The 21359-nt window shown below is 69.6% G+C and carries 18 protein-coding genes, 4 tRNA genes and 1 pseudogene; 11 read left to right on the top strand and 12 right to left on the bottom strand.

Going from position 1 to position 21359, the window contains the following annotated elements; translation table 11 throughout:
• Nucleotides 1-22 precede the first annotated feature (22 nt).
• The 7 genes from purF to E0E30_RS10125 all read left to right on the top strand — a co-directional run bounded on the left by purF (nt 23) and on the right by E0E30_RS10125 (nt 7378).
• Nucleotides 23-1516, top strand: a complete 1494-nt coding sequence (gene purF / locus E0E30_RS10155; protein WP_130866171.1) for an amidophosphoribosyltransferase — start codon at nt 23-25, stop codon at nt 1514-1516.
• A complete protein-coding gene (gene purM / locus E0E30_RS10150) occupies nt 1513-2580 on the top strand; it encodes a phosphoribosylformylglycinamidine cyclo-ligase (RefSeq protein ID WP_130866170.1) in 1068 nt (355 codons plus the stop codon). The genes purF and purM overlap by 4 nt, the downstream gene beginning before the upstream one ends.
• 133 nt (nt 2581-2713) lie before the next feature.
• Nucleotides 2714-2917 (top strand): DUF3073 domain-containing protein, encoded by a 204-nt coding sequence (locus E0E30_RS10145; RefSeq protein WP_130866169.1) that lies wholly within the window; start codon nt 2714-2716, stop codon nt 2915-2917.
• A gap of 30 nt (nt 2918-2947) precedes the next feature.
• Complete coding sequence (locus E0E30_RS10140) at nt 2948-3922, top strand: alpha/beta hydrolase (protein WP_130866168.1); 975 nt, start codon at nt 2948-2950, stop codon at nt 3920-3922.
• Between the two features lie 198 nt (nt 3923-4120).
• The gene (locus E0E30_RS10135; protein WP_130866167.1) at nt 4121-5434 is read left to right on the top strand and encodes an ABC transporter substrate-binding protein; all 1314 of its coding nucleotides are present in this window, start codon (nt 4121-4123) and stop codon (nt 5432-5434) included.
• A 151-nt stretch (nt 5435-5585) separates the two neighbouring features.
• Nucleotides 5586-6485 (top strand): carbohydrate ABC transporter permease, encoded by a 900-nt coding sequence (locus tag E0E30_RS10130; protein WP_130866166.1) that lies wholly within the window; start codon nt 5586-5588, stop codon nt 6483-6485.
• Entirely contained in the window at nt 6482-7378 is an 897-nt protein-coding gene (locus E0E30_RS10125) for a carbohydrate ABC transporter permease (protein ID WP_130866165.1), read from the top strand. Before E0E30_RS10130 ends, E0E30_RS10125 begins: the two co-directional genes overlap by 4 nt.
• Before the next feature lie 234 nt (nt 7379-7612).
• Here E0E30_RS10125 and E0E30_RS10120 read toward each other — a convergent pair.
• The 5 genes from E0E30_RS10120 to E0E30_RS10100 all read right to left on the bottom strand — a co-directional run bounded on the left by E0E30_RS10120 (nt 7613) and on the right by E0E30_RS10100 (nt 10675).
• Nucleotides 7613-7689 (bottom strand) — tRNA-Phe (locus E0E30_RS10120).
• Nucleotides 7690-7752: 63 nt separating this feature from the next.
• Nucleotides 7753-7826 (bottom strand) — tRNA-Asp (locus E0E30_RS10115).
• A 334-nt stretch (nt 7827-8160) separates the two neighbouring features.
• Nucleotides 8161-8236, bottom strand: a tRNA-Glu gene (locus E0E30_RS10110).
• Nucleotides 8237-8401: 165 nt separating this feature from the next.
• Nucleotides 8402-9586: an SH3 domain-containing protein gene (locus tag E0E30_RS10105; RefSeq protein WP_130866164.1), complete on the bottom strand. Its 1185-nt coding sequence runs from the start codon at nt 9584-9586 to the stop codon at nt 8402-8404.
• Nucleotides 9587-9985: 399 nt separating this feature from the next.
• Nucleotides 9986-10675, bottom strand: coding sequence for a hypothetical protein (locus tag E0E30_RS10100; protein WP_130866163.1), 690 nt, complete (start codon nt 10673-10675; stop codon nt 9986-9988).
• Nucleotides 10676-12313: 1638 nt separating this feature from the next.
• Here E0E30_RS10100 and E0E30_RS10090 point away from each other — a divergent pair.
• Nucleotides 12314-12387 (top strand) — tRNA-Lys (locus E0E30_RS10090).
• Between the two features lie 26 nt (nt 12388-12413).
• Here the strand turns inward: E0E30_RS10090 and E0E30_RS10085 are convergent.
• The 3 genes and pseudogenes from E0E30_RS10085 to E0E30_RS10075 all read right to left on the bottom strand — a co-directional run.
• Nucleotides 12414-12926: pseudogene (locus E0E30_RS10085) on the bottom strand (DNA-3-methyladenine glycosylase I); the annotation flags it as partial.
• A gap of 40 nt (nt 12927-12966) precedes the next feature.
• Nucleotides 12967-13482, bottom strand: a complete 516-nt coding sequence (locus E0E30_RS10080) for a methylated-DNA--[protein]-cysteine S-methyltransferase (RefSeq protein ID WP_130866162.1) — start codon at nt 13480-13482, stop codon at nt 12967-12969.
• Between the two features lie 47 nt (nt 13483-13529).
• Nucleotides 13530-14510, bottom strand: coding sequence for an MsnO8 family LLM class oxidoreductase (locus E0E30_RS10075; protein ID WP_130866161.1), 981 nt, complete (start codon nt 14508-14510; stop codon nt 13530-13532).
• A gap of 196 nt (nt 14511-14706) precedes the next feature.
• Here E0E30_RS10075 and E0E30_RS10070 point away from each other — a divergent pair, with 196 nt between their 5' ends.
• Nucleotides 14707-15486 (top strand): HAD-IIA family hydrolase, encoded by a 780-nt coding sequence (locus E0E30_RS10070; RefSeq protein ID WP_130866160.1) that lies wholly within the window; start codon nt 14707-14709, stop codon nt 15484-15486.
• Nucleotides 15487-15505: 19 nt separating this feature from the next.
• Here the strand turns inward: E0E30_RS10070 and E0E30_RS10065 are convergent, their stop codons facing one another.
• Entirely contained in the window at nt 15506-17026 is a 1521-nt protein-coding gene (locus E0E30_RS10065; RefSeq protein ID WP_130866159.1) for a patatin-like phospholipase family protein, read from the bottom strand.
• Between E0E30_RS10065 and E0E30_RS10060 the strand changes: the two genes are divergently transcribed.
• A complete protein-coding gene (locus E0E30_RS10060; RefSeq protein ID WP_130866158.1) occupies nt 17025-18032 on the top strand; it encodes a cation diffusion facilitator family transporter in 1008 nt (335 codons plus the stop codon). The two genes, E0E30_RS10065 and E0E30_RS10060, sit on opposite strands and share 2 nt — an antisense overlap.
• Nucleotides 18033-18071: 39 nt before the next feature.
• On the opposite strand, the gene E0E30_RS10055 is transcribed toward E0E30_RS10060, so the two are convergent.
• Nucleotides 18072-19286 (bottom strand): galactokinase family protein, encoded by a 1215-nt coding sequence (locus E0E30_RS10055; RefSeq protein ID WP_130866157.1) that lies wholly within the window; start codon nt 19284-19286, stop codon nt 18072-18074.
• Nucleotides 19283-20155, bottom strand: a complete 873-nt coding sequence (locus tag E0E30_RS10050) for a nucleotidyltransferase family protein (protein ID WP_130866156.1) — start codon at nt 20153-20155, stop codon at nt 19283-19285. The genes E0E30_RS10055 and E0E30_RS10050 overlap by 4 nt, the downstream gene beginning before the upstream one ends.
• Before the next feature lie 219 nt (nt 20156-20374).
• Between E0E30_RS10050 and E0E30_RS10045 the strand changes: the two genes are divergently transcribed.
• Nucleotides 20375-20833: a deoxycytidylate deaminase gene (locus tag E0E30_RS10045; RefSeq protein ID WP_130866155.1), complete on the top strand. Its 459-nt coding sequence runs from the start codon at nt 20375-20377 to the stop codon at nt 20831-20833.
• A 94-nt stretch (nt 20834-20927) separates the two neighbouring features.
• Here the strand turns inward: E0E30_RS10045 and dhaM are convergent, their stop codons facing one another.
• The gene (gene dhaM, locus E0E30_RS10040; RefSeq protein WP_130866154.1) at nt 20928-21344 is read right to left on the bottom strand and encodes a dihydroxyacetone kinase phosphoryl donor subunit DhaM; all 417 of its coding nucleotides are present in this window, start codon (nt 21342-21344) and stop codon (nt 20928-20930) included.
• Between the last annotated feature and the right edge of the window lie 15 nt (nt 21345-21359).

The raw sequence follows: 21359 nt of genomic DNA, 5'->3' as shown, positions 1-21359 counted from the left end.
CCGCTGGGATAGTGTGGACCCCGTGACGCGCGCTGACGGACGGCTCACCGCCGACCTCGACCCCCTCGACCACGGCCCGCAGGACGCCTGCGGGGTCATCGGGATCTACGCCCCGGGCGAGGACGTCTCGAAGCTCACCTACTTCGGCATGTACGCCCTCCAGCATCGCGGGCAGGAGTCGGCCGGGATGGCCGTGTCCGACGGTCGTCGCACCATGGTCTTCAAGGACATGGGCTTGGTCTCCCAGGTCTTCGACGAGGCCACCCTCAACTCCCTCGTCGGTCACCTGGCGATCGGCCACACCCGCTACTCGACGACCGGCTCGAGCGTCTGGGACAATGCCCAGCCGACCTTCCGGTCGCGCCCGGGGGGCGGCGGCCTGTCCCTGGCCCACAACGGCAACCTCACGAACGCCGAGGAGCTCGAGGCCCTCATCGCCGCCCGCGACCCCGGGCACGAGGTCCCGCACAAGGACCGGATGGACTCCTCCAACGACACCTCCCTGGTCACCGCCCTCATGACGACCTACGACGAGCCCGTCGAGAAGCTCGCGATGACCGTCCTTCCCCTCCTCAAGGGTGCGTTCAGCCTCGTCTTCATGGACGACACGACCCTCTACGCCGCCCGCGACCCGCAGGGCATCCGGCCCCTCGTGCTCGGACGCCTCCACTCGGGGTGGGTGGTGGCCTCCGAGACCGCCGCCATCGACATCGTCGGCGGCACCTTCGTCCGCGAGATCGAGCCCGGCGAGATGGTGACGATCGACGCCGCAGGCCTGCGGACCTGCCGCTTCGCCCGGGCCCGCCCCAAGGGCTGCATCTTCGAGTACGTCTACCTGGCCCGCCCCGACACCGTCATCTCGGGACGTCGGGTGCACAACGTGCGGGTGAAGATCGGCAAGATCCTCGCCCAGGAGGCGCCGGCCGAGGCCGACCTCGTCATCCCGGTGCCCGAGTCGGGGACCCCCGCGGCCATCGGCTACGCCGACGAGTCCGGCATCAAGTACGGCATGGGACTGGTGCGCAACAACTACGTCGGACGCACCTTCATCCAGCCCTCCCAGACCCTGCGCAACCTCGGCATCCGGCTCAAGCTCAACCCGCTGCGCGACGTCATCGAGGGAAGGCGGCTCGTCGTCGTCGACGACTCCATCGTCCGTGGCAACACCCAGCGCCAGCTCATCCGGATGCTGCGGGAGGCCGGGGCCGCCGAGGTGCACGTGCGCATCTCCTCCCCGCCGGTCCAGTGGCCCTGCTTCTACGGCATCGACTTCGCCACCCGGGCCGAGCTCATCGCCCCCGGTCTCAGCGTCGACGAGATCTGCCGATCCATCGGCGCCGACTCGCTGGCCTACATCAGCCTCGAGGGTCTGGTCCGTGCCACCCACGTCCCGACCGATGACCTGTGCCGGGCCTGCTTCGACGGCGTCTACCCGGTCGAGGTGCCACGGGGCGCCGAACCGATGCTCGCCGAGGCGCACCTGACCCACACCACGCAGGAGGGCACCCAGCCATGACCGAACAGTCCGCCTACGCCCGCGCCGGCGTCGACATCGAGGCGGGGGACCGCGCCGTCGACCTCATGAAGGACCACGTCGCCCGCACCCGCCGTCCCGAGGTGCTCGGCGGACTCGGTGGGTTCGCCGGGTTCTTCGACGCCTCGGCCCTCCAGCGGTACCGGCACCCCGTCCTGGCCACCTCGACCGATGGCGTCGGCACCAAGGTCGCCATCGCCCGGGCCATGGACGTCCACGACACCATCGGGTTCGACCTGGTCGGCATGCTCGTCGACGACCTCGTCGTCGTCGGCGCCGAGCCCTGGTTCGTCACCGACTACATCGCCTGCGGTCATGTCGACCCGCAGCGGATCGCCGGCATCGTCAAGGGCATCGCCGCCGCCTGCCGCAAGGCCGGCTGCACCCTGCTCGGCGGGGAGACCGCCGAGCACCCCGGGCTGCTCGCCCCCGACGAGTACGACGTCGCCGGGGCGACGACCGGGGCGGTCGAGCACGACGAGATCCTCGGCGCCCAGCGCATCGTCCCCGGTGACGCCCTGCTCGCCGTGGCCTCCTCGGGCCTCCACTCCAACGGCTACTCCCTCGTGCGCAAGGTCCTCCTGTCGGACGCCGGCTGGTCCCTCGACCGGCACGTCGACGAGCTCGGACGCACGCTCGGCGAGGAGCTGCTCACCCCCACCACCGTCTACGCCGCCGACCTGCTGGCCCTCCTACGTCAGGTCGAGGTGCACGCCATGAGCCACATCACCGGAGGGGGCCTGGCCAACAACCTCGTGCGGGTGCTTCCCGAGGGCGTCCGAGCGACCGTCGAGCGGGCCTCCTGGGCCCCGGCGCCGATCTTCGGCCTGGTCCAACAGGTGGGTGGCGTCTCACGGGCTGACATCGAGGCGACCTTGAACATGGGGGTCGGGATGGTGCTCGTCCTCCCGGCGTCGCAGCTGCCCGGGGCGATCGAGTTCCTTGCCGGACGCGGATTGCCGGCCTGGCCGTGCGGAACGGTGCAGGCCTCGTCCGCCGGGGAGCCGGCGGTGGTCGAGCTCGTGGGGGACCATCCGGTGTCCTGATCCCCGACGGCACCCGGACAGGTGGTGGGCGTGCTTTGGCAGGTGCCCACTGCCTCGGGTAGCCTGTGCCTCACGACAGTTATTTGACCTATGGCGGCAATGCCGCGATGACAGAGCGAGGGGGTCGACCCACATGGGGCGCGGCCGTGCAAAGGCGAAGCAGACCAAGGTCGCTCGCGATCTCAAGTACCGTTCGGTGGACATGGACCTGGAGTCCTTGGAGCGTGAGCTCCGAGGCGACCGAGGCCACGACGAGGACCCCCAGCAGGACGAGGGGCTGTCCGACGAGTACGCCGATCTTGCCGAGAAGTATGCCCACTACGGTGAGGACGACTGACACCCCCAGTGCCCCCGACGAGGCCGGCCGATGACGGCCCTCTCGTGGCGACCCGACACGGTGGTCGACGGATTCGAGAGCGCCGCCGTCGAGTTGCCCGACGCCCAGCGGGTTCCCGGTGATCCCGAGGGGCCCCTCACCGCGACCTTGGTGCGACGCCGTCGTGACGGTGGTCCTCGACGACGGGCCCTCCTCTACGTCCACGGCTGGTCGGACTGCTTCTACCAGTGCCATCTGGCCGACGAGGTCGAGTCCTGGGGGATGGATTTCCACGCCCTCGACCTGCGCCGCTACGGCCGCAATCTCGTGCCCGGGCAGCGGTCCGGCTGGGTGGGTGACCTGTCGGAGTACGACGAGGAGATCGACGCCGCGGTCCGTCTGCTGGCGGCTGACCACGACTCCGTGACGATCATGGGTCACTCGACCGGGGGCCTCACCGTTCCGCTGTGGGTGTCCCGCCACCCCGGTGCGGTGGACGGCGTCATCCTCAACTCCCCGTGGATCGACATGCAGGGGTCGGCCCTCACCCGCGCGACGATGGGGCCGCTGGCCCGGACCATCCGACGCGCCGACCCGGGAACGGTCCTGCCGCTGCCCGAACGCGACAACTTCGGCCGCTCGGTGCGCGCGGAGTTCGGTGGTGAGTGGTCGATCCCGGTCATCAAGGACCCGCCCTGGGCGCCGTTCAAGGTGCGGGCCGGCTGGCTGGCGGCGATCACCGGTGGCCATGACGAGATCGCCGGTGGTCTGGGCATCCAGGTGCCGGTGCTGTGCCTCATGTCCGCCCGCAGCGACCTGTCGACGCCGTGGAACGAGGGCATGCGCCGCGCCGACACGGTGCTCGACGTCGAGCGTCTCGCGGCGGCGTCGGTCCATCTGGGACGCCATCTCACCCTGGTGCGGATCGACGGTGGCCTGCACGACCTCGTCCTGTCGGCCCCGCCGGTGCGCGCCGAGGTCTTCGCGCAGATGCGTCGGTGGGTCCGGGCCTACCTCGCGGCGTGATCCGTGGCCTCGACGGAGCCCCTAGCGGGCGCGGGAAACCCAGCCTGTTGACAGGACGCTCCGAGAACCTGCGCACACGTTGTGACCGGCGTCGTCATCTGACATCATGAACCCGCTGGACGAGGGCGCCCGGCGGCTGGTGATGCACGAGGCAGAGGTGTCGTCGATGCGAGCCGGTCAACTCCCATGGAGGTAGTGATGAACGGTAGGAAGCTCGCTGCACTGGCGACGGCGACACTGCTCGTGTTCGCCGGGTGCAGCTCGACGACGAAGACCGAGGGCGGTAGCTCGACGAGCGGTTCGGCGTCCGCGATGTCGACGCCGAAGGCCGGTGGCGCGGGTGGCGACGTCGGCGTCTTCACCTGGTGGGCCGACGGGTCGGAGAAGAAGGGCCTCGACGCCCTGGAGAAGATGTTCAAGGAGAAGTACCCCAACGACACCTTCAAGAACCTGGCCGTGGCCGGCGGTTCCGGTTCGAACGCCAAGGCCAAGCTGGCCTCCGACCTCAAGAACGGCAACCCGCCCGGCTCCTTCCAGGGCCATGCCGGCGCGGAGCTGTCCGACTACATCGACAACGACCAGATCGAGCCCGTCGACGACATCATCAAGGAGCTCGGCGGCGAGTCGGTCTTCCCCAAGACGCTCATGGACCGCCTCACCGTGGACGGTCACATCTACTCGGTGCCCGTCGACATCCACCGCGCCAACGTCGTGTGGGCCAACACGGCCATCCTCAAGAAGGCCGGCATCACCCAGACGCCGACCGACGTCAAGGGCTGGCTGGCCGACATGGCCAGGGTCAAGGCCGCCGGGGTGTCCACGCCGCTGTCGGTCGGCGGCACCTGGACCCAGACCGAGCTCTTCGAGTCCATCCTCATGGCCGATCTGGGCGCCGATGGCTACACCAAGCTCTTCGCCAAGGACGGCAAGTGGGACTCCGCCGAGGTCAAGGCGGCGATCGAGGACTACAAGAAGGCGCTCACCTTCGCCAACACCGCCTCCGACGGTGACGACTGGCCGAACGCGACCGACATGGTCTCCGACGGCAAGGCCGCCTACAACGTCATGGGCGACTGGGCCGTGGCCGAGTTCGTGTCCAAGGGCAAGAAGTACGGCACCGACTACACGGCCTTCGCCGTGCCCGGCAAGGAGCCTGTCTACGACTTCCTGGCCGACTCCTTCACCCTGCCGGTCGGGACGAAGAACCCCGAGGGCACCAAGGACTGGCTGCGGTTCGTCGGCTCCAAGGACGCCCAGACGACCTTCAACCAGATCAAGGGCTCCATCCCGGCCCGGACCGACGTCTCCGCCGACGGCTTCAGCCAGTACCAGCAGGACGCCATGAAGGACTTCAAGTCGCTCAAGATCGTGTCCTCCATCGCCCACGGCGCCGCGGTGCCGCTGGCCTGGAGCTCGGAGATCAACACGGCGATGAGCAAGTTCTACCAGGACAAGAACACCGACAACCTGGCCTCCGCGCTCGTCGCGGCGCACGACAAGTACGCCCAGTGACGTCACTCGGGAGGTCCCCATGCCGGGCGGGGACCTCCCGATCATTCGGGTGGTCCGCGGTTGACGCGGGCCACCCGGCCCGGCGGCGTCCCACCCCGGTGGGGGAGCGGACGCCGAGCCATCGAATCGTCGCCGACCAGGAGCAAGGGACATGCACAAGGTGAGGCGCTGGCTGCCCAGTTTCCTCTTCGTCCTCCCGTCGATGATCCTCGTGGGGATCTTCGTCTACGGGTTCATCGGCCAGAACATCGTCACGTCCCTGCAGCGGGTCCAGACGAGGTCCGGCCGGATCAAGGCCCCCGGGGGGTGGGAGAACTACAGCCGGCTCTTGTCCGACGACCGCTACCAGCACGCCATGTGGAACCTGCTCGTCCTCACGGTCGTCTTCGTGGCCGGGACGATGTTCTTCGGGCTGTTGTGGGCCTTCCTCCTCGAGAAGGGGGTGCGGGCCGAGTCGGTCTTCCGGTCGATCTTCCTCTTCCCCATGGCGGTGTCGTTCATCGCCGCGGGCGTCATCTGGCGATGGCTGCTCTCACCGGCCAAGGGCGCCCAGGCGGTGGGTCTCAACCAGCTCTTCCAGATGATGGGCATGCCGCAGTTGCAGTCGTCCTGGTACTCGGCAGGCAGGTTCAACATGGCGGCCATGGCCATCCCGGCCATCTGGCAGCTCTCGGGCTACATCATGGCGCTCTTCCTGGCCGGGTTCCGGGGCATCTCGGAGGACCAGCGTGAGGCGGCGCGCGTCGACGGTGCCAGCGAGTGGAAGCTCTACCGCCACGTGTTGTTCCCACAGCTGTCGCCCATCGCGCTCAGTGCGCTCATCATCGTCGGACACATGTCCATGAAGATGTTCGACCTCATCTACGCCATCGCCGGCCAGAGTTCGTACACCGCCGAAGTGCCGGCGACCCTCATGTGGGCGCAGATGTTCCAGCTCAACGACTCAACCGCCGCCGCCGTCAACGCGACGATCCTCCTCGTCATCGTCGCCGTCGTCGTCGTGCCCTACCTCATCTACACCAACCGCACCGAGAAGGGGGGTCGGGCATGAGCACCTCGGCACTGGCCGTCAACGAGGTCACCGCGGCACCGAGGCGCCGCCGCCACACGACGCCGGGCGAGAAGGCCTGGACCGGTACGCGCTACGTGCTGCTCGTCGTCTTCTCGGTCCTCATCCTCACGCCCCTGTACGCCCTGCTCGTCACGAGCTTCAAGAGGGCCTCCGACTACGGCCAGGCGACGGCCTGGAACCTGCCGAGCACGTGGTCGGTGGAGGGCTGGCAGGCGGCCTGGACGACCCTGGCCCCGGCTCTGGGGCGTTCCCTCGTCCTGGCGATCGTCGCCTCGATCGTGTCGTCGATCCTGGGTTCGCTCAACGGCTACGTCTTCGCGAAGTGGCGGTTCCCGGGGGCCCACGTCATCTTCGTGCTCTTCCTGTTCGGGATGTTCATCCCGTACCAGGCGATCATGATCCCGCTGTCGGGGATGATGCTCGACATCCAGACGGCCGCCCCCTGGTTCGCCGGCATCCCCACCCTCATCCTGTGTCACGTCGTCTACGGCATCCCGATCTGCACCCTCATCTTCCGCAACTACTACGCCACGGCGGTGCCGAGCGAGATCATCGAGGCGGCCAGGGTCGACGGCGCCGGGACCTTCTCGACCTACGCGAGGGTCGTTCTGCCGGTGTCGATCCCGGGATTCGTCGTCACCCTCATCTGGCAGTTCACGAGCGCCTGGAACGACTTCATCTTCGCCCTCTTCCTCACCAACCAGAGCAACGGCCCGGTCACCTTCGGCCTCAATGCGCTGGCGTCCGGGCAGAACCCGAACTACCCGCAGATCATGGCCGGCGTCCTGGTGGCGTCCCTGCCGACGCTCATCGTCTACATCGCCCTGGGCAAGTACTTCGTGTCCGGGCTCATGAGCGGCTCGGTCAAGTGAGCTGAGGCCATCGGAGCCTGGTGGGCCGGTCGGGAGCGTCCCGGCCGGCCCTCGGCATGTCCGGGGGACGGCGGTCGCGGGGGAGGCCGGGGGTCGGCGGTCCGTCACGCTGCTCCGGGACGGGCGGCCGTGGGCCCGCGCCGGAGGGCGCATGTCGGTCCCGCGGAATGGGGCGCAGGAGCGATGGGGGACTCGGTCCGGACATGGAAGAAGCCCCTCACGGGGAGGGGCTCATGGTGGCCGGGACCGGGATCGAACCGGTGACCTTTCACTTTTCAGGCGAACGCTCGTACCGACTGAGCTACCCGGCCATCCGCGTCGTGTGACCGGAGCCACTCAACACGAAAGCGGTGATGTCGACATCACCGCTCCAGCGACCCCGATGGGACTTGAACCCACGACCTCCGCCGTGACAGGGCGGCGCGCTAACCAACTGCGCTACGGGGCCTCGAACTCTCTCGAGTCCTTGACCGCTGCTCTCAGGCAGCTCGAGAAGCTTAGCAAGGTTCCGCGGGAAAAGTGAAATCGAGGCGACATCTCGATCCTCAAGGGCTGTGACAAGGGGTGATGCAGGGGAACGGGGCCCTGTCCCATCGCTCGGGCGGTGAGGGGTGAGGTGCTGTCGCGAGCGGGTCGTGGTCGGTGGAGTGTCACGAAAATCCCCTGAGCGGGAGGTTGTTCCCCGTCAGGGGAGGATGGTCGAGCTCAGGGGATTTTCCTGACGCCGTCGGGCGGCCCGACGCCCTCGCGGGGCGAGAGGTGGTGGGGGCACGTGCCGACACTGGTATCCCGAACGGGATTCGAACCCGCGTTGCCGCCTTGAAAGGGCGGTGTCCTGGGCCTCTGGACGATCGGGACAGGTGCTGCCATGGTAGCGGGGCGCGGCGGGGGCGGGAAATCGCCGTGGGCGGGGCGCCGATGCGCCCCGCCCACGGGTTCGGGTCCTGGCCTCGGTTGACCGGCTGGCGGCGAGCGTCACGGATGGCGTCGGCGCGGCCGGACCGGGGTCGGGTCGTCGGTCGATCAGTCCCAGATCGTCGTGATGTGCACGTGGTCCATGTGGTTGGCGGTGTCGCCGCCACGATCGGCCATGAGGCGCCATCCCTCGGAGTCCCGGGCGATGTTCCAGATGTGCTGGTGGAAGATGATGTACTGCACCCCGAGTGCCTTGGCGTGGGCCTTGTAGTAGTTCGCGATCGTCCAGCCGAGGGTCTCGTTGGCCCGGTAGTTGGGCAGCATGAGGTCGACGGCGTGGCCGCTGGGGTGGTCGGGCAACGAGTCGGCACGAATTCCGTAGATGGTGCGGATCCGCGGGAAGTGCGCGATGACGTCGTTGACGATCTTCGTGGCGCTGGGGCGCAGACCCTGGAGGCCCGAGGACCCGCCGGCCATGAGTGCCGCCCACGAGGAGGTGCTCGTCGACCCGGTCGAGCCCGAGGTCGTGCCGGGTGCGGTGGAGGTGAGCCATTGGGCGGTGACCCAGCGGACGGCGCCGTTGTAGACGATCTGGGCTCGTCCTCCCGCGTAGACGCCGGTGATCTTGAGGGCGGTGCCTGCGGGGACCTCTCCGACGGTGACGGAGGTGGAGTCGGAGGCGGTGCGGATGTCGAGGGCGACGCGGGCATAGCGGGTGCCGACGACCGCCGGCAGGGTCGACGAGCCCGAGGTCGAGCCCACTGGCACGATGTAGCGGGCATTGATCCACCGGACGCGGCCGTGCCAGATGATCTCCGCGACGCCGTTGGCCTGGCGGCCCGTGATGTCGAAGATCGTGCCTGCAGGGGCGTCACCCTCGGAGTTGTAGTGGTTGGTGTACGAGGTCCGGATCATGAGGGCGGTCGTGCCGCGCACTTGGCCGACGACCTTGCGGATGACCGGGGTCGACGGGGTCGACGCGACCGGCGACGTCGTCGCGGACGTGCCGGTGAGGTACTGCCCGTAGACGTACGCCGTCGAGCCCTGCCAGGTGACGGGCACCCAGCCGTTGCTGGCGGGACCGGCCTGCGTCAGGCTCTGGCCCCGGTTGAGGACGCCGAGGATGCGATTCGACGTGCTCGGGCCGGAACGCACGTTGACAGCGGTCGTCGCGGTGACGGAGCCGTACGCGGCGTGGGCGACGTCGATGGCGGTCAACTGGACCCCGGTGGTGATGACTCCGGCCGACGCCAATGCGGTCGCGCCGATCCGAAGAGGGCGTGGCACACCCATGGATGAACTCCTTCCGGCGGGTGGACCCGCACTTGAACCGATCTGTCCCTGGGTCTTCCCCGGACCCGTCCACGGGTCCAACCAGGAGGCAGATCCTCACGGCACGGCCAACGTAGGACGATCGGACAGCTCGGGTCCAGCTGTACTGAGAACGTGGGTTGCCCGAGTCAACGGGACACGCCGACGAAGGGGTAGAAAACACATCATTGTCATTCGGGGCGATGTCTTCGGAGGGATTCTCTGGATGCAAGCGTGACTAGGTGCGTTGCCCTCAGCCATCACCGGTGGGGATGTCCCTCGCGCAGGGGACGCGGCAGGCGGTCGACGATGAGAGTTCCTCAGAGAATCTTCAGACCCTAGAGCACGGGTTGAGGGTTCGATCCGGCTCGACGTCCCTAGTCACGAGCCAGTGGCCGGATCGTCGACGGGGCTCGTCATGGCTGAGGCGGGGGAGTCGTCCACGGGCACGACGGTGGACGAGATGCCGTCGGACAGGACGAGGGCACACTGTCCCCAGGCCGGTGCCGGCAGCCAGCCACGGCGCAGGTCAGCACCTCGGACCTCCTGGGCGCCGGCGCAGCTGCGGATGGCGGCGTGGGCGTCGTCGTCGGCGGTGAGAGGCGTGATGTCCAGGCTTCCGTGCACGTCGTTGACGACGAGCACCCCGGCGGCGAACTCGTCGATCCTCGGGGCGACGACGACGAGGGGCCGGCTCCGCGGGGCGCCGCGGAGGATCGCCTGTGCCATCCGCGCCCCCTCGAGGGGATCGACGAGGACGATGACCGCCGGCCGTCGGACGACGCTCGTCGGCCGTCCGTCGGGGGCCCGATGGGTGGCGCAGCGGGGATCGGCCAGGGGCGCCTCGACGGTGACGGTGCCCGGCTGTGTGATGAGCTCGTCGACCTCGTCACACAGGTCCTGGGTCATCGGAGGCAGGGCCCTCGGATCCGTCGCGGTGCCGGGTTCCAGGGTGACGGTGCCGGAGGCGGGGCGTGCGCTGCGACGGTCGGCGAGGGCGGCGACGAGGAGCACGCCGACGCCGATGGCCAGGATGACCCACATCCCCGTCGGTACCGTCGCGAGAACCATGTCCCCACTGTGGCACGGGTGGCGCGTCTCGGGTCGGAGCCCGCGGGCGGTGGCCAGTGTCGGGACGTGCGCCCGGGCCCGCGGCGTCTTGCCTCATGTCAAGATGTCCGGATGAGCGCAGCGCTTGCCTCAGCTGAAATGTCCGGATGGAGATGAGTCAGGCGGCGGGTTGGTCGGTCTGGGTGCGACGTTCGGCTAGGCGGATGAGCTGGTTCTGGATGTCGGTGATCCGCCGGGCCAGATCGGCGGGGTTGAGCCTGTCGTGCTCGGCTGCCAGGCGGGCCCGTGTGGCGGGGTCCAGGACACGGGAGTCGACCAGCCGCTGGTAAGGGGTCTTGGGCTTGTCGTAGACCCGCTTCTTGCGCCCCGCGGAGGTGGTGGTCCAGCCGATGGCCTTGACGCAGGGCAGTAGGTGGTTCTTGCGGGCCATCACCAGGGGCCACAATTGGTTGAGCAGCTGAAGCTCGGTTGCGGTCTCGTAGCGGTATCTGAAGGCGTGGCGGCGGACCCAGTCGCCGTTGCGCTGCTCGACGTGGGCGTTGTCGTTCTTCTTGTAGGGCCGCGAGCGGGACNGGGGCCACAATGGGTTGAGCAGCTGAAGCTCGGTTGCGGTCTCGTAGCGGTATCTGAAGGCGTGGCGGCGGACCCAGTCGCCGTTGCGCTGCTCGACGTGGGCGTTGTCGTTCTTCTTGTAGGGCCGCGAGCGGGACATCGCGATGTCGTGGCCCTTTGCCCAGTCGATGAGGCCCCAGTTGATGAACTCCGACCCGTTGTCGACGTGGACCTCCGCCACGGGCACGGGCATCTGGTCGACGATCCGGTCCATGCCGGCCCCGATGTGGACGAATGCCTTGTTCTTGACCGTGGTCAGGACCGTGTAGCCGGAGACGGGCAGGGTGGCCGACAAGGTCCACAGGAATTCCCCGACCAGGGTGTGGCCGCAGTGGGCCACGGTGTCGACCTCTACCAGCCCGGGATCGGTGATCGGCCCGTCCAGGCTGGTGCGCAGGGGCACCGCGGCACGCAGGATGTGAGGGGCGGGTCGGGTGGCTGACAGGCCGGCGGCCGGGTAGGCGGCGTCCTTGAAGGGTTTCAGGTATCTGTCGATGGTGGCCGCCGACATGGAGCGCAGTTCGGTCAGCACCGCGGGGGTGGCCCGGCGGGTGACTTTCCCGAACTCCTTGAAGCGTTCCAGCCTGTTCAGGGTGTCGTCCATCACGGGGGCCAGGTACTTCCCGGAGGGCTGACCCGTCACGCTCCACACGTGCTGGAGGACCTTCACGGCGTCGTAGGAGTACTTGCGGGGCCGGGGCCGGCGCTTCTGCTGGGACGCGGCACCTTTCCGCGTCAGGGCTGCCCGGATCGCGCGGCGGGCGTGGTCACGGGTCCAGCCTGTGGTGGCGGTCAGGGAGTCCAGCAGCACCGACTTGTCCTTCTTCGATGCGGCCCGGTACTGGTGGGCGTACTTCTTGGTGATCTCACGGCGTGCGGCCATCGACAGCTCCCGATCCATGGCCCGGGCCTACACCGTCAGTACGCGGACATCCTCATCTGAGGCACGTGCTGCCGCATCCGGACCTTTTACGTGAGTCTCGTCGCCGCGGCCCCGCCTCGACGCGTCGCCGCTAGACTTGACAGGCCCCTATAGCTCAGTTGGTCAGAGCAGCGGACTTTTAATCCGCGGGTCCCGGGTTCGAGCCCCGGTGGGGGCACCTGTGGGTCCGGCCCCGACGACATGCGTGTCGACGATGCCGATCGCCTCCATGAGGGCGAACATCGTCGTCGGCCCGACGCGCACGAAACCCGCTTCCTTGAGGGCCGAGGCCAGGGCCGCTGACCGCGGGCTGCGGGTCGGGATCTCCGCCTGGCTGCGCGGACGTGCCCATGACCTCGGCCGGAACGACCACACGAGCTCCGCCAGCCCGCCATGCTCCCGCAGGGCCACCGTGGCTCGGGCATTGGTCACCGCGGCGAGGATCTTGGCCCGGTTGCGGACGATCCCGGGGTCGGCCAGGAGTCGGTCGACGTCGTCGGTCCCGTAGTCGGCGACGAGATCGACGTCGAATCCGTCGAAGGCGCGCCGGAACGCGGGCCGCTTGCGCAGGATCGTCGCCCAGGACAGCCCGGCCTGGAAGACCTCGAGGCACAGGCGCTCGAAGACCCCGCGCTCGTCGCGCACCGGTACGCCCCACTCGGTGTCGTAGTAGTCGCGCAGCAGGGGGTCGGACGCCGCCCAGCTCGGGCGTGCCACCCCGTCCTCCCCGACGACGAGGCCGGTCGCCGCGAGGGGCTCAGTCACGTTCCAGCTCCGACAACCACTGCTTGACCTCGAGCCCACCGAGATAGCCTCCCCACCCGCCGTCCGTCCGAATCACCCTGTGACAAGGGATGACGATGGGCAGCGGGTTGGTCGCACAGGCCGAACCGACCGCTCTGGAGGCCCCCGGTGACCCGAGCGCCCCGGCCACCTCACGGTAGGTCGACGTCGTCCCGTACCCGATCGACGGCAGATGGTCGAGGACGCGGCGTCGGAACCCGGCGACGGCCGACAGGTCGACGTCGACGTCGAAGGAGCGACGCCGTCCAGCCAGGTACTCGTCGATCTGCCCCTGCGCGGTCGCCAGGTGCCGCGCCGCCTGCTCGCCCGGGGTCCCCGCGCCGCCCATCTCGGCCAGGACGGCGTCGAACCCCTCACCTTCGAAGGCGACCCGCACCAGGCCGATGTCGGTGGCGGCCAGCAGCAGGGGTCCGATGGGGGTCGGGACGACCCGGCTGGCGACTGCGGGACGAGAGCGGTGCTGGGACATGGGGCTCCTCCCCGGAGTCGGCCCGGCGGCGACGGTGTGGGACGAGGTCAGCCTAGACGCGCGGCGAGCTGTCGGTACTGCTCGAGCTTGATCTCGACGTCGTCGAGGTAGCTGATGAGCATGAGCTCGTCGACGCGGTGCGCGTCACGGAAGGCCGTGAGCTTCCCGGCGACCTCGTCGTAGTCGCCGACGAGGATCGTCTCCTCGTTCGACAGCACGTAGTTGCGCAGCAGCGCGCGGGTGTCGGCGTCGATCCGGTCGACCGGCAGGAAGGTCACCGGTCGGCCGGTGCCCAGGCTCACCCGGAAGTTCGCCGCCATGAGGGCCTGGTCGATGGCCTCCGCGCGCGTCGGTGCGGCCGAGACGCACACCGCCGAGAGGGTCCGACCGGCAGCTCCCTCGGCCAGGTGCGCGCGGTAGTGGTCCATGATCCGCGGGTTCTGCCGGCCGGTGAAGAACTGGGCGTAGGCGTAGTCCATGCCGTGCTGGCCGGCCCAGGCGGCCGACTGGCCGGAGGAGCCGAGCAACCACGTCTGCGGGCGGGCGGTGGCCGGGGGAGTGACCGGGACGCTCGCCCAGGGATGCTCCGGCGGCAGGGTGCCTCGGACGAACCCCACGGTCTCGGCGATGAGCGCGTCGATGTCCTCGGGGCGGATGACCCGACCCTGGTTGAGGGCGTGGGCCGAGCGCATGTCGCCACCGGGTGCCCGCCCCAGCCCCAGGTCGATCCGGTCGCCGAAGAGGGCGGCCATGGTCGCGAACCGCTCGGCCATCTGCAGCGACCCGTAGTGCATGGCCATGACGCCGCCCGAGCCGACCCGGATGGACGACGTCGCGCAGGCCACGGCGGTCATGAGGAGATCGGGGGCGCTGGACAGGAAGTGCTGCGTCCCGTGGTGCTCGGCCAGCCAGAACCGTCCGTAACCTGCTTGCTCGAGACCCTGGGCGAGCCGGACGGTCTCGGCGAGCGTCGTGGTGACGTCGTGGTCGACGAAGAGGGGAATCTGTTCCAGGACGCTGAGCTTCACGGGTGTGCCCTTCCACGAGGTGTCACCGGGTGCAACACCGACCCCGGGTCGGCTGTTCCCGTGATTCCGTCGTGAGCCCGCGTCCTCGACCGTCGTCCTGGCCCTCCCGTTCCGGTCGGGGGAGGGGCCCGTGGTCGTTCGTGCAGCCTCGAACTGATGGGGACCCCGTCCCCGACGCCGCGGATACGCTGGGGTCATGCGCAATCCGGCTGACATCGAGTGCTGGCTCACCGACATGGACGGCGTCCTCGTCAAGGAGAACCACGAGATCCCGGGGGCGGGCGACCTCATCCGGCAGTGGGTCGACACCTCCCGGCGGTTCCTCGTCCTCACGAACAATTCGATCTTCACCCCCAGGGACCTGTCGGCCCGGCTGGAGGCCTCGGGACTCACCGTCCCCGAGGAGAACATCTGGACCTCCGCCCTGGCCACCGCGAGGTTCCTGGCCGACCAGCAGCCCGGGGCCCGGCTCTACGTCATCGGTGAGGCCGGGTTGACGACGGCCCTGCACGAGGCGGGTTTCATCCTCACCGACACCGAACCCGACTACGTCGTCCTCGGCGAGACACGCACCTACTCCTTCGAGGCCATCACCAAGGCGGTCCGGTTCATCGTCGACGGGGCGCGGTTCATCTGCACCAACCCGGATGCCACCGGGCCGTCGAAGGAGGGGCCGCTGCCGGCCACCGGTTCCGTCGCGGCGATGATCCAGGCAGCCTCGGGCCGCAGGCCCTACATCGTCGGCAAGCCGAATCCCATGATGTTCCGCTCGGCCCTCAACCGCATCGAGGCCCACTCCGAGACGACGGCCATGATCGGTGACCGGATGGACACCGACATGGTGGCGGGGATGGAGGCCGGCCTGCTCACCGTGCTCGTCCTGTCGGGGATCACCAAGCGCGAGAACATCGAGCGCTACCCGTACCGGCCCAACATCGTCCTCGACTCGGTGGCCGACCTCGTCGACCTGCTCTGAGATCGCCGGGGCACGGCCCTCAGTCGTGCGGGACGAGGGCCGCCGGGGCGCTGCCCAGGTGCCCGTGCCGTTCGACGGCCGTCCCCCAGGTCGACGGATCGCTCGTCGTGAATCCCCCGGAGCCGTCGATCCCCTCGGGCCAGTCATGGGGCTGCCAGGGCAACAATCGGTGTGGCACATGTCGGACGAGCTCGCCGATGCGTCCCTTCGTCCGCCACAGCTCGTCGAGGGCGGCGCGGGAGCCGGCGAGCCAGTCCTTCTCGAGCTGCCAGGCGTGCATCCGGGCCCGGACGATGCGCAGCACCCGGTCGTGGTCGGCGTCGTCCACCCCCAGGTGCACCTGCGCGGCGCGCATCCAGCCGTAGTCGCGGTTGATGGCCAGCAACCCGGGATCGACGGTCATGGCGTCGTGCACCGACACCTCGGGGTTGACGACGACCGCCCCCGCGGTGCGGGCATAGGCGACCTCGTCGCGCTCGGTCTCGTCGGTGAGGATCGAGATGGCCCGAGAGGCCAGGTCGAGCATCGTCCGTCCGGCGAAGCTCTGGGCAGGGTCGATGCCGGACGGGGCGCACGTGACGACGTAGGGATGGGTGACGCCGAGGTGGCCGATCGCCATCTCGGCCGGGACGTTCTCCCGGACCCCACCGTCGACGTAGTGCTCCCCGTCGAGATCGACCGGGCGGAACACCCCGGGCAGGGAGCACGAGGCCAGCACGCCCTTGGAGACGTCGAAGGTCGACGACCCGATGGGGTCGTTGTTGCGGTCGACGAGGGTCCCGGACTCGGTCATGAACCGCAGTTCGCCGGACTCCAGGCCGACGGTGGCGATCCGCACCTTCATGCCCGAGCCCGACAGGAGGTCGCTGCGGAAGAACTCGGGATCGAGCAGCTTGGCGAGGATCGGCCCGGCGCGGTGGGTCGACGACGACCGGTCGGCCCCGCGCAGGATCGTCGCGATGTCCGACCCGTCCCGGGTGAGTCGGGTGAGGGTGGAGAGAGTCTGGAGCACCTCGGAGGCCGACCAGGTGCCGGCCTCGACCGGGTCGTCACGGGTGGCCAGGGCCAGCGTGGCGGCCTGTCCGGTGAGTTCCTCCACCACGTCCTCGTCGGGGTGGTGTCCCGACGGGCGTGACCACCACGGCAGGGCCGGACGACGTTCCTCGGGGGTCTCGGCCTCCCGGTCGAGCAGACGCACCCACTCGGGTCCCTTGTCGAGCAGCCGGGAGAACCAGCCGCGCGGGGTGAACATGTCGGTTCCCTCCTGCATGCCCAGCCACATCGTCTCCAGCCGGCGCAGGGCCCGGGCCTGCAGGGCCGGATCGGTCCACTGGGCCAGGGTCGCCGCGACGATCGAGCCGGCTGAGGTGCCGACGACGACGCGGGGGGCGACCCCGACGGCGTCGTACAGGTAGCGCAGGGCACCGATCTGGAACGACGCGCGTGCTCCGCCACCGGCCAGGACGAGTCCCTGCACCGGGGCGGGGGCGTCATGACCGAAACGCAGCATGGGCAGGCCGAGCCAGGAGGGCAGTTCCATGGGTTCGATCGTAAACGGTGCCCGGTGGGACAATGGGACGGTGAGTCCAGCCCAGGGTGTCCCCACCGTCTCGATCGCCTCGGACGACCAGAAGACCTCGGTGCCGCGCCACAACCCGCCCGAGGACCTGTCACGATTCGCGTGGCTGTCGATCGCCGCGGCAGTGGCGACGATCGTCCTCAAGACCGTCGCCTGGCGGATCACCGGGTCGGTCGGTCTGCTGTCGGACGCCGCCGAGTCCCTCGTCAACCTCGCCGCCGCGATCATCGCGCTCATCGCCCTCAAGGTCTCGATCCGCCCGCCGAGCAAGAAGTTCCACTACGGACGCTCCAAGGCCGAGTACTTCTCTGCGGCGAGCGAGGGGTCGATGATCTTCGTCGCCGCTGCCGTCATCGTCTACACCGCCGTGCTGAGGTTCCTGCACCCCCAGCCCCTCGAGGATGTCGGCATCGGTCTGCTCGTCTCGGTGGTGGCCTCGGTCATCAACGGCGTCGTCGCCGCCGTGCTGCTGTCGAACGGTCGCAAGCGGCGCTCGGCCACCCTCGTGGCCGACGGCAAGCACCTCATGACCGACGTGTGGACCTCGGTCGGGGTCCTCGTCGGGGTCGCCCTGGTGTGGTTGACGAAGTGGGACCGGCTCGACGCCATCGTCGCCATGGCGGTCGGCGTCAACATCCTCGTCACCGGTGCCAGGCTCGTCATGGCCTCCGGTGACGCCCTCATGGACGTCTCCCTGCCCAAGGAGGAGAACGCCGCCATCCGCGAGTTCCTCGCCCAGCACAGCAGTGATGAGGTCATCTTCCACGCCGTGCGTACCCGCGAGGCCGGCTACCGGCGGTTCCTCGAGTTCCACATGCTCGTCCCCGGGGCCTGGACGGTGCGCCAGGGACACGACGCCATGGAGGACATCATCGACGAACTCCTCGAGCGCTGGCCCGAGATGCGGGTCATGGGACACCTCGAACCCATCGAGGACCCGCGCTCGTACGAGGATCTCGACGTCTGAGCCCCGCGAGGTCCTCGACGTCGGCGGCCCGGCGCCGGTTCAGTCGATCCGGCGCGCCGAGGGCCCCGGCCGGGTGACGAGGGTCGTCGCCTGCGCGGCCTCGGCGGGGTACTGGTCGCGGTAGTCCTCGAGCCAGGCCGCACCGAAGGCCTCGGCGTCCGCGGTCGGCACGAGGGCCCACACGGACCCGCCGAAACCCGCCCCGAAGGAGGTCGACGCCGTCGCCCCGAGTCGGCGGGCGCCGCGGGCCAGGGCGATGGTCTGCGGCACCTGGTTGCCGAGCAACCGGTCGGCGATCTCCTGCGACTCGTCGACAGCCGACCCGAAGCCGGCCAGGTCGTCGACCGCCAGGGCGTCCATGGCGGCCGGGATGATCCGCTCGGACTCGGCCAGGAAGTGCTCGAGACGCCGGGTGAGGTAGTCGTCGTCGGCCACCAGGGCCCGGAGCCGCGAGGCGCCGGGATCGGCGGCGAGGGCGTCGGCGAGGACGGCGTCCTGCCTGCCGGTGGCCTCGTTCCAGCGCCGGACGATCTCGCGGGTGGCCAGGGAGGCACGGTTGTACAGGTCGCGGGCCGCGCCGGTCTTCTCGGCGGCCACCCCGCTGACGAGGACGACGAAGGACAGCTCGGGGGGCAACCCGACCCGTCGCTCGAGTCGGATCGGACAGAACCGGAACTGGCCGAGCCGGCCGTCCTCGCTGAAGACCATCGCGGTGTGGTCCTCCGAGCCGCCGAAGGTGCCGACCCCGGCCGCCCCGGGCAGGTCCTTGAAGCTCAGCCCGTTCTCGTAGCAGGCCAGGTACTGGGCCAGATCGGCCTCGTCGGTGATGTTCGAGGTCCATCGCGGGTCGCTGCGCAGGTCGTTGGCATCGGCCAGGGCCAGGACGAGGGAACTCACCAGGGCCGAGGAGGAGCTCATCCCGCTGGCCAGGGGCAGATCGGCGGAGACCGTGATGGACGCCGGGGCCAGCGGCCCGAAGTTGTCCGTCAGCCGGTCGAGGACGGCCTGGACGTACCCTCCCCAGTGCCCGGCGGGAAGATCGGGGCGGGACCCGGGGGTGAGGTCGAGGGCGCCGGGGACGGCGGTGCTGCGGGCGGTGAAGCGTGGGCCGCCGGGCTCAGCGGTCGTCGTCACCGCGGGTTCGCAGGTCGTCGTCACTCCACGATCGACCGCGGCGACGACGGTACGACCACCGGCGTAGTCGGTGTGCTTGCCGAGGACCTCGATGCGCCCGGGGACGAACCACCTCGTCACAGCCGCACCTGCGCCTTCGCCAGGGCCGCCGCCACCGAGGCGATGTCGCCCCGGTTCGACATGTCGAGCACCCCGTCGTCGACCCCGATGACGTCGAACCGTTCCCCGTGCTCGACCATCCAGCGGACGGCGTCGACGATCTCGTACTCCCCGCGCGGTGACCGGTCGATGGCTCGGCAGGCCTCGAAGACGCGCGGCCCCAGGAGGAAGCAGTTCATGGACACCAGGGCGCGCGGACCGGCCGCCTCGACCGTGGCCTCGTCGGGCTTCTCGACGATGTCGACGAGCTGACCGGTCTCGTCGGCGCGCAGCAGGGCGAAGGCCTTGATCCGCTCCGGGTCGATGTTCGACCTCGCGATCATGGCTTCCTTGGTGAACCCCAGGGTGGCCGAGGCCGGGGCCTCGGCCAGGCGGGCCACGGCCCCGGAAGGGTAGAAGTTGTCGGAGTTGATGACGAGCACCCGGTCGCCGGCGGCGAAGAACTCGGCGGCGGCGACGGCGTCGGCGGTGCCGAGGGGTTGCTCCTGGATGGCGTAGGTCACCGTGACGCGAGTCTTCTCGACCGAGTCGTAGTAGTTGCGGATGAGGTCGTGCTCGGGCCCGATGACGAGGCAGAACTCGTCGTAGCCGACGTCGGCCAGGGTCGAGATGACATGGTCGAGGAAGGGACGGTCGTCGCCGACCTGGATCATCGCCTTGACACCGGCGCTGGCGGCGTCGGCCTGGCCGGCGGTGAGCTCGACCCCCTCGGCGGCCCTGCGCATCCGGGTGCCGAGCCCTCGGGCCATGATGACGACCTTGTGCGGGCTGGCGTCCGCGGCGGCGGAGGGATCTGCGACGTGCTGACTCGCGGCGGTGCTGTCGGTCATGCCGGTGATCCTACTGGGCAGGTGCGCCCCGCTGAGCGTTGAGCGCGTCCGGGTGCGCGAATGCGCAGCACGGCTGCGCGGCTCGGCGGACGTGCCGGACGATGAGGCACTCGGGCCGATGAGGGATGGGGCCGATGAGGGATGGGGCCGATGGGGGATGGGGCCGACGAGTGACGAAAGGGTGCGACAATGTCGCGAGACATCGACGAGGGAGACCCCATGCGTCCTGAACCCGGCACCCCGGTCACCGTTCCCGGCTGGGACGAGTACTTCCTGGGCATCGCCCGGGCCGTGGCGGCCCGCGCCAAGTGCACCCGACGGCGCGTCGGGGCGGTCCTCGTCCACGAACACCGCATCATCGCCACCGGGTACAACGGCGCCGCCCCGGGACGTCCCGACTGCCTCGAGGGGGCTTGTCCACGGGGGCGTCTGGGCTACGGCGAGGTGCCGGCCTTCTCCGACTACGACGTCCCCGGCAGTCCCGGGTTCTGCATCGCCATCCACGCCGAGGTCAACGCCCTGCTCTTCGCCACCCGGGACACTGCCGGATCGACGGCCTACATCACCGACCAGCCCTGCCCGGGCTGTCGCAAGGCCCTGGCCGCCGCCGGGGTGGTGCGGGCGGTCTGGCCGGGCGGGGAGTTCGACGCCGACGGCCTCGTCGACTGGACCCGCTGAGGGGAGCGGGCCCAAACCGTCACGCGATCGAGCCCGCCCGGCAGGACCGGACGGGCTCGACCCTCATGAGCCGTGACGCGGCACGGCGGAGGGCTCACTGGGAGATCTGCGCCTGCTTCGGTTTGAGCGCCTCGAGGGCGTCCCGCTCGACCGTCGCCAGGTTGGCCTCGGTCGAGGCGGTGATGAACGCAGCGAAGAGCCCCTCGACCAGCGGCGCGGGGGACAGGCACACCTTGGCGGCGAGGTCCTCGTCGATGAACTCGAGGGCCATCTCCGTGGAGAGGATGGCCGACCCGAGATCGACGAGGACGAGGATGCCGGGGCAGTCCGACAACTCGCCGATGGCCCGACCGATGGCCGTGGCGTCCGTGCCCAGGGTGGTGTCGTCGAGGCCCGCCGCCACCCGGATCGGCGGGCGCGACTCCTCGGGAACCATCTGGGACACGAGGTCCACCGCCGCGGTGGCGAGGGCTCGGCTGTGCGAGACGACGACGATTCCGACCTTGCTCATGTCTACCTTTCCGGA

The organism is Acidipropionibacterium timonense, assembly GCF_900605005.1.
Taxonomy (GTDB): Bacteria; Actinomycetota; Actinomycetes; order Propionibacteriales; family Propionibacteriaceae; genus Cutibacterium; species Cutibacterium timonense.
This window is presented reverse-complemented; position numbering and strand designations above follow the sequence as displayed.

What these genes read in the sequence shown, in the direction of transcription:
- purM (WP_130866170.1), top strand. Translation starts at nt 1,513, where the DNA reads ATGACCGAACAGTCCGCCTACGCCCGCGCCGGCGTCGACATCGAGGCG.
- E0E30_RS10145 (WP_130866169.1), top strand. Translation starts at nt 2,714, where the DNA reads ATGGGGCGCGGCCGTGCAAAGGCGAAGCAGACCAAGGTCGCTCGCGAT.
- E0E30_RS10140 (WP_130866168.1), top strand. Translation starts at nt 2,948, where the DNA reads ATGACGGCCCTCTCGTGGCGACCCGACACGGTGGTCGACGGATTCGAG.
- E0E30_RS10135 (WP_130866167.1), top strand. Translation starts at nt 4,121, where the DNA reads ATGAACGGTAGGAAGCTCGCTGCACTGGCGACGGCGACACTGCTCGTG.
- E0E30_RS10130 (WP_130866166.1), top strand. Translation starts at nt 5,586, where the DNA reads ATGCACAAGGTGAGGCGCTGGCTGCCCAGTTTCCTCTTCGTCCTCCCG.
- E0E30_RS10125 (WP_130866165.1), top strand. Translation starts at nt 6,482, where the DNA reads ATGAGCACCTCGGCACTGGCCGTCAACGAGGTCACCGCGGCACCGAGG.
- E0E30_RS10105 (WP_130866164.1), bottom strand. Translation starts at nt 9,586, where the DNA reads ATGGGTGTGCCACGCCCTCTTCGGATCGGCGCGACCGCATTGGCGTCG.
- E0E30_RS10100 (WP_130866163.1), bottom strand. Translation starts at nt 10,675, where the DNA reads ATGGTTCTCGCGACGGTACCGACGGGGATGTGGGTCATCCTGGCCATC.
- E0E30_RS10080 (WP_130866162.1), bottom strand. Translation starts at nt 13,482, where the DNA reads ATGTCCCAGCACCGCTCTCGTCCCGCAGTCGCCAGCCGGGTCGTCCCG.
- E0E30_RS10070 (WP_130866160.1), top strand. Translation starts at nt 14,707, where the DNA reads ATGCGCAATCCGGCTGACATCGAGTGCTGGCTCACCGACATGGACGGC.
- E0E30_RS10060 (WP_130866158.1), top strand. Translation starts at nt 17,025, where the DNA reads ATGGGTTCGATCGTAAACGGTGCCCGGTGGGACAATGGGACGGTGAGT.
- E0E30_RS10065 (WP_130866159.1), bottom strand. Translation starts at nt 17,026, where the DNA reads ATGGAACTGCCCTCCTGGCTCGGCCTGCCCATGCTGCGTTTCGGTCAT.
- E0E30_RS10050 (WP_130866156.1), bottom strand. Translation starts at nt 20,155, where the DNA reads ATGACCGACAGCACCGCCGCGAGTCAGCACGTCGCAGATCCCTCCGCC.
- E0E30_RS10045 (WP_130866155.1), top strand. Translation starts at nt 20,375, where the DNA reads ATGCGTCCTGAACCCGGCACCCCGGTCACCGTTCCCGGCTGGGACGAG.
- dhaM (WP_130866154.1), bottom strand. Translation starts at nt 21,344, where the DNA reads ATGAGCAAGGTCGGAATCGTCGTCGTCTCGCACAGCCGAGCCCTCGCC.